The sequence below is a fragment of the Pseudomonas sp. GW821-FHT02H09 genome, from assembly GCF_059421425.1.
Genome location: NZ_JBWKVA010000033.1, coordinates 19,818 through 31,800 on the forward strand (window position 1 = coordinate 19,818; position 11,983 = coordinate 31,800).

At 52.9% G+C, this 11,983-nt stretch carries 7 protein-coding genes and 1 pseudogene; 2 read left to right on the forward strand and 6 right to left on the reverse strand.

Annotated elements, in window-relative coordinates; genetic code table 11:
- Positions 1–118 precede the first annotated feature (118 nt).
- Together AC07VR_RS29955 and AC07VR_RS29960 are read right to left on the reverse strand one after the other, a co-directional pair.
- Positions 119–2,935 (reverse strand): 2-oxoglutarate dehydrogenase E1 component, encoded by a 2,817-nt coding sequence (locus tag AC07VR_RS29955; RefSeq protein WP_495013428.1) that lies wholly within the window; start codon positions 2,933–2,935, stop codon positions 119–121.
- Between the two features lie 250 nt (positions 2,936–3,185).
- Positions 3,186–4,217, reverse strand: coding sequence for a GlxA family transcriptional regulator (locus AC07VR_RS29960; protein WP_494995570.1), 1,032 nt, complete (start codon positions 4,215–4,217; stop codon positions 3,186–3,188).
- 317 nt (positions 4,218–4,534) lie between these two features.
- Between AC07VR_RS29960 and AC07VR_RS29965 the strand changes: the two genes are divergently transcribed.
- On the forward strand, positions 4,535–5,620 hold the full coding sequence (locus AC07VR_RS29965; protein ID WP_495013429.1) for an NAD(P)H-dependent flavin oxidoreductase: 1,086 nt from the start codon (positions 4,535–4,537) through the stop codon (positions 5,618–5,620).
- Between the two features lie 610 nt (positions 5,621–6,230).
- Positions 6,231–6,884 (forward strand): peroxiredoxin, encoded by a 654-nt coding sequence (locus AC07VR_RS29970; RefSeq protein ID WP_494995568.1) that lies wholly within the window; start codon positions 6,231–6,233, stop codon positions 6,882–6,884.
- Positions 6,885–7,658: 774 nt separating this feature from the next.
- On the opposite strand, the gene AC07VR_RS29975 is transcribed toward AC07VR_RS29970, so the two are convergent.
- From AC07VR_RS29975 to AC07VR_RS29990, 4 genes and pseudogenes are all read right to left on the reverse strand, one after another.
- A complete protein-coding gene (locus AC07VR_RS29975) occupies positions 7,659–8,987 on the reverse strand; it encodes an MFS transporter (RefSeq protein WP_495013430.1) in 1,329 nt (442 codons plus the stop codon).
- 160 nt (positions 8,988–9,147) lie between these two features.
- The gene (gene lhgO / locus AC07VR_RS29980; RefSeq protein WP_495013431.1) at positions 9,148–10,341 is read right to left on the reverse strand and encodes an L-2-hydroxyglutarate oxidase; all 1,194 of its coding nucleotides are present in this window, start codon (positions 10,339–10,341) and stop codon (positions 9,148–9,150) included.
- Positions 10,342–10,466: 125 nt separating this feature from the next.
- Complete coding sequence (locus tag AC07VR_RS29985; protein WP_495013432.1) at positions 10,467–11,177, reverse strand: FadR/GntR family transcriptional regulator; 711 nt, start codon at positions 11,175–11,177, stop codon at positions 10,467–10,469.
- A gap of 480 nt (positions 11,178–11,657) precedes the next feature.
- Positions 11,658–11,783: pseudogene (locus AC07VR_RS29990) on the reverse strand (IS630 family transposase); the annotation flags it as partial.
- Positions 11,784–11,983 lie beyond the last annotated feature (200 nt).

Below are 11,983 nucleotides of genomic sequence, written 5' to 3' on the forward strand. Positions count from 1 at the left end.
ACTCCTACCGGTTTTAAATGGCGGCCCATTCAACTTACGCGTTGATCACCTCTTGCGACAAGCTTGGCGACTCCCTCTCGACACCAGGATGGCGACGAGAGGGAGCACAAATCGTCCCCTAAGAGAACGCGCTTTGAATGACCAGGCGTTGTTGCTCAACGTGCATCGTCATATTGCCTGGTGCCGTGGATGCACCTGGTGGTGGTCCTGCGTAACGAAGCGAGGCCGACTCAGGGGTAATTTCACGCAGATAATCATCGACGAATTTCCAGGCACCTTGATTACGGGATTCCTCCTGGCACCAGACCACCGATTTCAGATTTTTGTAACGACCGAGTTCATTAGCCAACGCCTCGCAAGGAAAAGGAAAGAGCTGCTCCAGGCGGACAAAAGCAATATGTTCAGCATTCACAGCACGGCGGTGTGCCAACAGTTCATAGTAGATCTTTCCGGAACAGGCGATCACACGGGTCACCTTTTGATCTTCCGCAGCAGCGGTAAAACTCTCACCCATCACCTCCTGAAAAGATCCCTCAGAGAATTCCATTAGCTCGCTCACAGCATCTGGATGCCTCAACAAGGATTTCGGAGTCATCACAATCAATGGCCTGGGTGCGGAATGCAACGCCTGACGCCGCAGCAAATGGAAGAACTGAACCGGCGTCGTCGGCTGACAAACCCGCATGTTGTCTTGCGCACATAATTGCAGGTATCGCTCCAGTCGGGCTGAAGCGTGTTCCGGACCCTGACCTTCTTGCCCGTGCGGCAACAACATTGTCAATGCACTGTGCTGACCCCATTTGGCAGCGCCAGCGGCAATGAACTGGTCGATAACTACCTGCGCGCCGTTGGCAAAATCTCCGAATTGAGCTTCCCACAGTACCAGTGCGTCAGGACGAGCGATGGTGTAACCGTATTCAAAGGCCAGGACCGCGGCTTCGGACAAAACCGAGTTGATGACCGTGAAGTTACCCTGCTGCCCTTGGGCCACATAATCCAAAGGCCGATATTTACCTTGTCCACGCACTTCACGATTCTGCGGATTTAAAACGGCGTGCCGATGGCTGAAAGTGCCTCGCTCGCAATCCTCCCCACTGAGCCTCACATCGACACCAGCAGACAACACCGATGCGAAAGCAAGGTGTTCACCCATGCCCCAATCCAACGGTTTCGAGCCCATTGCCATCTCGTGCCGGCCATTGATGACCCTGGATACCAGAGGGTGCAATTTCAAATCTGCAGGAAGCTCTGAAATACGGGTAGCCAGTGCTTTGATTTGCTCCAGTGTCGGTGCTGAGTAAAAGTTGGTTTTCAGGCCTGGAGAGAACTGTCGAGCTGTCTCTACGGCCATGGAGATTTCAGCTATAGCGCCAGACTGGGAGTTTTCCAGACCGTCGCGGTAAACCTGCGCGATGGACAAAACCTGCTCGTCAGTTAGCAGTCCCGAAGCGACCAGCTTATTGGCATAGATTTGACGTATGCCCGGATGGGTACTGATCGAACGGTACATCAGCGGCTGAGTAATGTTGGGTGTGTCTTGCTCCTGATGGCCGTGCCGTCTGAAGCAGACCAGGTCGATCACTACGCTTTTGCCAAACTCTTTGCGGAAATCGAGTGCGAGCTGTACCGCATTGACAACAGCCTCAGGGTCGTCCCCGTTCACGTGCAATACCGGCGCCTCAATCATCTTTGCAATGTCAGTGCAGAAAAATGAGGACCTGGTTTCTTGTGGATCAGAAGTGGTAAAGCCAATCTGATTGTTCACGACGATGTGTACGGTGCCGCCGGTGCCATACCCTTTGGTGTAACTCAGGCTCAATGTTTCCATGACGACACCTTGTCCGGAAATGGCCACATCACCATGTATCTCTACTGGCAGCACGCTGCCGCGCTGGGAAGCTTCGTACTGCTCGCTTTGAGCTCGAGCCATACCTTGAACAACCGGGTTGACGATTTCCAGGTGAGAAGGGTTGAAGGCCAAGGCGACTTTCACCGTACCGTTTTGCGTTTCTATGTTCCCCGTGAACCCCTTGTGGTACTTCACGTCACCCGCCGGTAAAACATTGGCAGCTTTGTTATCGAACTCATCGAATAGATAAGCCGGTGGCTTACCAACCGTGTTCACCAGAACATTCAAACGGCCACGGTGAGCCATGCCCATTACGACATTACGTACACCGTTTTTTGCGCCATGATTGATGAGCTCATCCAGAAGGACGATCAAGGATTCACCGCCCTCCAACGAAAATCGTTTTTGACCGGTGTACCGGATATGCAGATATTTCTCGAACCCTTCCGCCGCCGAAAGACGCTCAAGAATGCGAAGTTTTTTCTCGGGACCGAGCGCCGGCTTCGATCGTGTGGACTCGAGACGGATCTGCCACCAATCGCGTTGCAATGGGTCGCTCAGGTACATGAATTCGGTGCCTAAAGTTCCACAGTAGGTTGTCTCTAATGCGCAGACCAGGTCAGAAATAGACCCTTCGCCTTTCCAGAAGTGGTTACCTGGCAGCTCGATTTTTTTAGATAAGTCGCAGCCTTCCAATCCGTGAAACTCAGGCGACAGCTCCGGCATGCCAGGTAATGGAGCCCATCGCAGAGGATCAAGATCGGCCCGACGTGCGCCGACCATTCGAAAGGTCGCGATTAATGATTGAGCTGCCAATTGTCTACGAGCAGTTTCCATGTCTGGAACGGCGACCGACAAAGCCTTGCGCCCGGCACGTCGCGCAAGCTGCACAAACTGCTCGACTATCGGCGCGTGCGCAATGTCAGCTGTCTGCAGCTCACCAATGCCGAGAGGCAGCCGAAATGACTCAAAGTAGGTACGCCATTGATCGGGTACGGTTAAGGAGTCAACGAGAAACTGCTCATATAACTCTTCAACATAGGAGGCGTTCCCACCATGTAAGACTGAAGTTTTTTGGCTTTGCATCGCTAACTCCTCGTTTCTCTGCCCTCGGATTGTTAGAGCGATGCTAACTAAAATGTCATTCTAAAATACTTATAGATGGTGCGGTTCAAGGCCAAAGAAAGGCGATTTTCGGCCAAGCATCCACCCGTATCGGAGCTGCTCGTACTTGGCCAGAAAGTGATTGAATCTGGCTTGAAATCGATGCTTTATAAACTTGATGTGAACCCGCGTCGGTGCCATCTTTTTGTTTCGGACGCCGCCAGGAGATTCACTATGCTGCCTCGATTTTTTTCGTGGTGTGGTGGGGCACCTGCGATACTTTCTTGTGTATTACTTTTGCGCTTTTCTCGGTGTTTCTGAAGTGACTCCGGTATTCTTTCGGCGTGGTATTCAAGCGTCGTGAAAAAATCATGCGCATATGTGTTGAGTTATGAAAGCCGCAGTTGAATGCAATGGTTTTTAATGGGACGTCTGTGTCTTCAAGCATTTTTCGAGCATGGTCAACCCGCACCTGTTCAACGAAAGCCGCAGGCGTGACAGCTGCGTATCTGGAAAAAATTCGCGAAAAAGTACGACGGCTCACCGACACGGCATCCGCCAGTTGATCCATCGAAAATGCTTCACCGATATGATCTGTCACATAACGCATCACCGTAGTGACGATGGAGTTCTCTTCGGGGCGCAAGGCCAGGAATGGGCTCGATTGTGACTGTCCGCCCTCTCTGTGGATGTACACAACCAGGCGTTTTGCGACGGTGACTGCAAGTTCGTTACCCCAGTCTTCAGCGACCAAAGACAGGCACAAATCGATGCCGGCCGACACACCGGCAGAGGTGAACAGATCTCCATCGCGTACGAAGATTTTGTCAGGCCGGATCAAGGTAAGAGGGAATTGATCTTCAAGCCGCTGAACATCATTCCAGTGTGCGGTCACTTCGCGCCCATCCAGCAAGCCAGCATGAGCTAACAGAAAGGCTCCATTGCACACCGATCCAAATCGCCGAGATCCCGCCGCCTGACTGCGCAACCAATCCAGAAAACCTTCTTCTGGCCGTGCGTCCGGCATTCTCGGACCACCCGCCACGAGAAGCAGGTCGCAATGGCCCGGATAGTTTTGATAGTGATAGGGAACGGCAATCTCCATCCCGTTCGAGCAGCGTACATTTCCTGGTCGAACCCCCACCATTGAGACGTCATACCGCTGACCTTCTGGCAGGAATGAATTCGCTTCGGCGAACACATCGAGGGGACCTGCTACATCCAGCGCCTGGACACCATCAAAAACAACCAGTGCAAGTTTCATATGAGCCTTCTGAGTCAACCGTCCGTAGAAGGGGCGGTTGTGCTACGAGAATTTTAGACAGGTTCGTCTACACACGCTACGGGTCACCGTCAGCCGGTCAATAAGCCTCTCGCTATCTCGTGCGCAAATGGCCAGAAATAGCTATTCATTGGCTCTAAAGTGAATGAGCAAAAAGTCGGCGTGTCTCGATTTGCCTCTAAGCTTGCTGCAGATATGAGCCGGCTGTTGGTACATCTCAATATTTATGGGTGCCCCAACTAGCGGATATCCCAAAGAAAAATATTATTCAATTTCGATAGCAAACGGAGCGTATGCCGATGTGGTCCAACACGCCCGCAACAAGACTGTTGGGTATAAAATTTCCCATTATTCAAGGTCCCTTTGGTGGCGGCCCCTCGTCCGTTGAACTGGTCAGTACTGTATCCAATGCCGGAGGTTTAGGGTCTTTTGGCATGCAGTCACTGGAGCCCGCGCAAATGATTGATGTGGCACGGCAGATTCGTATAGCGACGAGTAAACCGTTTGCCATCAACCTTTGGATGTCTAACGGTGAAGAGACAGAATCAAGCCCCGAAGGCGTTCATGAAGCAGGCGAGCTTTTGCGTCCGTATTATGCCGAACTTGGAAAGGAAGTTCCGGCCACGCCAGAGCGTTTTATCCCTGATTTGGGCGCCCAGCTAGCTGCAATGCTGGAAATTAAGCCGCACGTATTCAGTTTTGTTTTCGGCATTCCTCCTGTCGCCATTATTGCTGCCTGCAAGTCATTGGGTATTTTGACGATGGGGACAGCGACCACTGCGCTGGAAGCGAAAGCATTGGAACGTGCAGGCGTCGATTGCATTGTTGCCTCAGGATTCGAAGCCGGTGGTCATAAAGGGTCGTTCCTGAGATCGGCTGAAGAATCGCTTACGGGCACATTTTCCTTGATTCCCCAGGTCGTGGACCAGGTGGGGATCCCCGTTATCGCTGCCGGTGGCGTAGCTGATGCACGCGGGGTGGCGGCAGCCTTTGCCTTGGGGGCTCACGGCGTTCAGATTGGTACTGCGTTTCTTGCCTGTAAAGAGTCAGCGGCGAGTTCCCCGCATCGCAAAGCCCTTTGCGAGAGTCATTCGGGATCTACGACGCTGACGAAAGCCTTCACTGGGCGCCTGGCGAGGAGCATTTCGAACAGGATGACTACCGAGATGAGTCACAGCAGCTCAAAAATTGCGGCTTATCCTGTCCAGGCCTGGTACATGGGGAATCTCGGAAGAGCGGCGCTAATGCAAGGCCACGATGACTTCGTTTCTCTGTCAGCAGGGCAATCCGTCTCTCTGATTCGTCACGACAACGCGCGCGAGTTGATGGAGGAACTCGTCAGGGAAACTCCGAAAATTTTTGCGAAATACTGTTTGCATCGATGATGAAGATCGAAGGGGGGAGGTCAGCTTTTTGCGGATCTCTGGATTGGGATGTTATTCGTTGGAGCTTATTTTTAAAGTACTCTGACGGCGCAAGTTTGAAAGTTGATAGCATCCCGGATCGTTTCCAACAGGAGGCAGATCCGGGCCACTTCATCCGCTGGTATGTTCAGGCAGATCCACTACTCGGTCATGTTCAACATCGGCTCCGCAGCCTTCGGCGAACCATCTCGCACCCACCAACAATGTCCGCCTCAAGCAGCCCCACGGCAGTGTCGAATTGCCCGGTTTTGATTGCCGCCTGATGCCCGCATTGTGGGGCACCGAAAGACAGATGCACCACCTGGGCGGCGCCACGTACGCTATTGCTGGATGAGTCCGCGAAAAGAGGATTGAGGCCGGTCTATCGACTGAGTCACCAGCTTAATGCTGATGACACCGTAAGACACACTAATTCAAGCACTTACAGAGTAAATACCCTGGTTTGCGCCTTGTCTTGGTACGTCTCCTATACTGACTCGCGTTGACAGGTTCAACGCAGACACCGAATGCCGTTGGAACTGCAGTCGGAGTTCTGACAACTTCCCTACCAGTCACTGTAAGGAGATCGAACATGGCAATCCGTATTGGCGACGAAGCACCGGATTTCACTGCCGAAAGCACCGAAGGTCCGCTGCACTTCCACGAGTGGATTGGCGACAAGTGGGCCATCCTGTTCTCGCATCCGAAGGACTTCACCCCTGTGTGTACCACTGAGCTCGGTTATATGGCCGGACTTAAGCCGGAATTCGATAAACGCAACACCAAGATAGTCGGGCTCAGTGTCGACCCGGTCAGTGACCACCGGGCCTGGGTCGGTGACATCGAAGAGACCCAGGGCCATGCGGTCAACTATCCCATGATCGGCGACGCAAACCTGGTGGTGGCGAAGCTCTACGACATGATTCACCCGAATGCCAGTGGCGGCTCACGCACCGCCGCGGACAACGCCACGGTGCGTTCGGTGTTCATCGTCGGCCCGGACAAGAAGGTCAAGGCGATGCTGATCTACCCAATGAGTGCCGGGCGCAACTTCGATGAAGTGTTGCGCCTGCTCGATTCTCTGCAATTGAACGCCAAGCACACAGTCGCCACCCCAGTGAACTGGCGCCCGGGTGAGGACGTCATCATTCCCACTTCGGTATCTGACGAAGAGGCCAGGAAGAAATACCCGCAGGGCTTCAAGACGTTGAAACCCTATTTGCGCGTCGTGGCGCAACCGAGGTAACAACAACCAGCAAGGGCTCAGTCACGATTGGAAGATGGATTATGTATCCGGGAGCGACTCTACGCCGGATGACATCGATCGCAGTGTTGACTGGGCTCACCCACCTGACTGCCGGCGCCGCGACGACGGGCACCTTGAAGTAAGTTCACGGGGTCGCGTTCAAGCTGGATGGGCAATAGCTATCTATCCCGCCCAATACCGTGATGGGCACTGGAGCACGGCAACGGGCTTGAGCTCGACTATGTGGACTTTTCTGCCTGCCGTCAGGCGATCTGAGTTGACTTTCAATTTGTAGGCGCATCCGAACGACTGTTTTGGCCGATGCTGTTGAAAAGGTCCGGGCAATCATTTCAACCTCGGAGTGAGGCAAGAAAACGCACATTTTTTCGCGTCGCTACGAAAAATCTGACCAGATTCGTCACTCAAAATCTGGCCAGATTTCAATCTCCACAACATGGCTTTTCGCTGCGATGATTGGATGGGACTTTTTCAACAGAATCGGCCGATCCATACCACTCAGTCGGATAAGACTATGGGGCAATAGCAAAGCACTGCATCCGCTGGCAACACCGTATCGCGCTTGTACGCAGTCTTTCACAACCGCTACAGAGGGTACGGCTTGCAGAACCGCTGCATTGCGGTTGTCGAGAAGCTATGGGCAAATTGCTGGTTCGTCGCGACGAACGGCGAGTGGCTTGCATCAACTCCCATACACTTTAAGGCGGGTTGTTGGGGAGGAGCTGGTTCCGCCAACTTTCCACGATCACTCACTTCTTAGTTTTTAAACGCTGAGTGCTTGCGTCCTTGATCGCACAGAGCGAAAACCACGACCAATGCCGACGCTATCGCCAGGATGATGACAACTCCATCTGTGGAGTGGGTTGCAGACGTGGACACCAACGACAATGCTCCCAGCGGTGCTAGTCCTCCTGCGATGGCGGTACCGATTTCGCGCCCTGTGCCGAAGCCTGAGGAACGGGTCTGGGTAGGGAACTGGCGGCTCAGGAAAGAACCTTGCGGAGCGAACATCATGGGGGCAAGGATGCCGGTGCCGACGCCTATGGCCACATAAATCATCAGACTCTCGCCGGTGTTAAGCAGCGCCAGGAACGGGTAGGCAAACAGCAGCGAAAACACACCGCCGAGTATGAGCACTGTCTTGCTGCTCCACTTGTCGCACAGCCAGCCGAAGAAGGGTACGGCGACAATGGCGATCATACTGGCGATAGTCACTGACAATGACGTGACATGAACATCAACTCCCTTGAACTGGGTCAGGTAGGCCAGGGAGAACGTTTTGAAAATGTAGCTCAAAGCGTTGTAGCCAACAGCCACGAAAAATACGACACCCAGCCCTTTGAGGTCATTCTTGAACAGTGCTTTCAGGGGCGACGCCTTGGCTTTTACCTTTTGCTTGCTCAGATCAGCGAACTCGGGAGTTTCCGGAATGCTGCTGCGAACCCAAAGACCTACGGCTACTAACGCAATGCTGCAAATGAACGGGATCCGCCATCCGCCCGACAGCAGGAATTCATTTCCATTAATGGTCAGCAGATAAACGGTCAGCGATGAAAGCAACAGACCCAGGTTTAGACCCAGTGCCGGCCACGCGCCCTGACTTCCGCGTTTACCTTCGCAAGCATGCTCATAGGAGGTGACTGCCGCCCCAGACAACTCGGCCCCCGCCCCCAGCCCCTGGATGATCCTTACCGCGACCAAAATGATGGGTGCCCATATGCCGATTGAGGCGTAGCTGGGAATCAGGCCGATCAAGGTTGTGCAGACGCCCATCAAGCAAAAGGTCAGCACCAGCACTTGTTTGCGGCCGAATTTATCTCCCAGATAACCGAAAATTACCCCGCCAAACGGTCGAGCAATAAAACCGATGGCAAATGTGGAAAATGCTAACAGCGATGCAGTTTTGGGATCGCTGTTATCAAAGAAGATTTTCGAAAACACAATCGCGGCCATTGTTGCGTACAAGTAAAAGTCGTACCACTCAAGCATTGAGCCAAAAATGGTGGCCGCGGCAACTTTACGCAAACGTTTTCTGGCTTGTTCTGGGGTTTCCACTAAAGGACTTATCGTCTTAATTGCCGTCATTTTATATTTCCTCATGCTTCATTGTATTTATTTTAAAGTCGACGCTAGTTGCTCTCTATTTGCCCTTGCGAGCCAATAGGTTTTTTTGAATGTATTTGACCATCGCCCCTCCAGCAGACATCAACGATGCAGATCTAGATGGAGGTCAGTTGAGTCGGTATTAGTTGGGTTTTAATATTCGGTCGGCAATCATAGAACCTATGGGAATGGCCGAAGTGGCGGCAGGAGAGGGCGCATTACACACGTGGAGCATGCGTGGCGTTTCGGCGAACAAAAAATCATGCACCAAGGTGCCGTCGCGCATGACGGCTTGGGCACGAATACCCGCCTCATACGGCAGAAGATCGTCAATGTTCAGTGACGGGCAATATTTTCGGCATTGCTCCAGGTATCCGGATTTGAACAATGAGTTTTTCATCTCCACGCTACCGGAACCCAGGTTTTGCCAGATGGTTTTCCAGAAGCCAGGGAAGGTTGTGTACTCGGCCACATCGCGCCAATTGATCGAAAACTTTCTGTAGTTCTCACGGCCCAGACCCAGCACAGCATTTGGGCCTACGGTGACACTGCCATCAATCATGCGGGTCAGGTGTACCCCCAAAAACGGCAACTCAGGATCTGGTATAGGGTAGATAAGGTGATTGACGATGTTGTTTTTCGCTGCAGGCAAGCGAAAGTATTCGCCGCGAAACGGAATTATCTGGTGGTCAATTTTGATGCCCGCCATTGTCGCCAGGCGATCTGATTGCAGGCCGGCACAGACCACCAGCTTCTTCGCACGCCAGACACCGTCATGGGTGCTGATCGTTACGTTGTCACCGTTCTCCTCTATGGCCGTAACAGTCTTTTCCAGATAGATCTCACCGCCGCTGCTGGTAATGACTCGGGCCATGGTTTCGCAGACTTCCCGGTAGTCGACGATGCCGGTGGCGTCGAGAAATAGCCCGCCGAGCCCAATGATGTTTGGTTCCCGGCGACGCAGCTCATCCGCGTCAAGACGCTCGACTTTCATTCCATTGAGTTGCGAGCGGGCATACAACGCTTCCATTCGCTCGACTTCGAGGGCGGTCGAGGCCACCAGCAACTTGCCGCAGACGTCGAATTTGATGCCGTGCTCAGTGCAGAACTGCTTGGTTGCCTCGGCACCGCGCTTGCACAACTCAGCCTTGAGACTGCCTGGGGCGTAATAAATACCAGCATGTATCACACCGCTGTTATGACCTGTCTGGTGCTTGGCCAATGTTATTTCTTTTTCGAGGATAACAAGCGATGCGTTGGGCTGGCGTTTGAGTAACTCCATCGCGGTGGCAAGGCCCACTATCCCCCCGCCGATGATGCAAAAGTCGTAAGTCATTGTGTGGTTACCATAGATCAGTAAATGGCTGGTCTTGTTATCAGGCTATCAGGTTGTCTGACTAATGATTTTGTAAAAATCACGCATACCAGTGCATGCTTTCAGGGCTTCATAACGAGCTTGACTCAGTCCATAGGAGGAAGCTCAAGTTGTAGGCGCTTGGCTGATGCGCGCAAGTGGGCGTCTGCACAGGCAGCAGCGGCATGCCGATCACCATTTTCAATGGCGTGGTACAGCGCTTGGTGCTCGTAGGCAGCATCTGCCGAACCGCCGACTAAGCGAGAAGCCGAGTTTTCCCAAGCTGTTTTGCGCGCGGCCGCCAGCTGACCTCTTAGGAAGTCATGAAAGGCCACGAAATAGTCATTCTTGCTGGCTTCGGCGATTGCACGGTGAAATTCCACATCCGCCAAGGCCGCACCTTCAAAGTCAGTGCGTTTGTCATGCATTTCCTGCAACGCTTCTTTCATGCGTTGGAGATCTGCTGCGTCTCGTCGCTGAGCAGCAATCGAGGCTGCCTGGGTTTCGATCCACAGACGCATTTCGAACATTTGCACGAGGTCTGATCTGTAGTCGTTTTTTTTCGGGAACCGGAAAACCGTCCCGGCGGGTGTCTGGGAAATGAATGATCCAAGGCCTCGCCGTGCTAGCAATACACCATCGGCCTTCAGCTGGGCGATAGCCTCGCGAACTACTGAGCGGCTAACGTTCAGCTGTTCCGCTAACTGTTGTTCAGTCGGCAAACGCGATCCGGGTGCAAGCTGGCCGGAGTCGATTTCCGCGCGGATGGCGCTGACAACACGCACCACGAGAGAATCGGGACGCTGTACCTCAAGCATAAGACAATCTTCCTAGTCAGGTTGTCAGACAATAGTCCGCCCGGTTTTCAATTGTCAAGATGGGTTGCATCACTGAACCATCCTGCGTGATCACTTAGGGGGGAGGACGGAACCCGTAAAGATCGTACAGGACTACGAAAATTTTTTGAAAAACGCCCCAAGCAACAGGACGAAAGTGGACTTGTGATTTCTGTTTTTACCGAAGTCTGCGGTTGTGACCGGCAGATATGAGTCGATATATACCGTTAAAGAAGGGCGGTAATCGCCCAGAAGGCGCCGTGGCAGGTTTTTATCATCTAGTGGCCTGAGCGGTTAATCCATTAATTTATTTTTTGTCATACTCAGCTTTGCCTGGTGTACCGAACTGATGCTGGCCTCAGCCGTTTTGTTCCATTTAAAGGGGTTGGCCGAATACTCGTTATGAGCTTCGATAAATTGGCGGATAGCCGTTTTCAAGTCGGCCACGCTGGTGAAGGCACCCCGGTACAACGCCTGGATCTGGGTTTTCTCGTCAACTGACAACACCAAGGCGTTATCCGGTGGGTTCAGATAGAGCCCAACCACGTCGACCACCTTGTCGGCGAAATGAGGCTCGTTACTGATTTTTAAGATCTTCAGGCGGTGGGGTGCAGGGTAATGAGGTCTGAAGGCGTTAAAGCGAAGGGAGACGCTGGCCGAGGCATGCGTATAACCAATCCATGACATTGGCCGCATAGTCTATGCGTCGCCTGTAGCAAAATGACTTAACCGCTCAGGCCACTAGCGAGTGAAAGCCCGAGCGTTGGAGGGAAATGAAGTGCATAAAC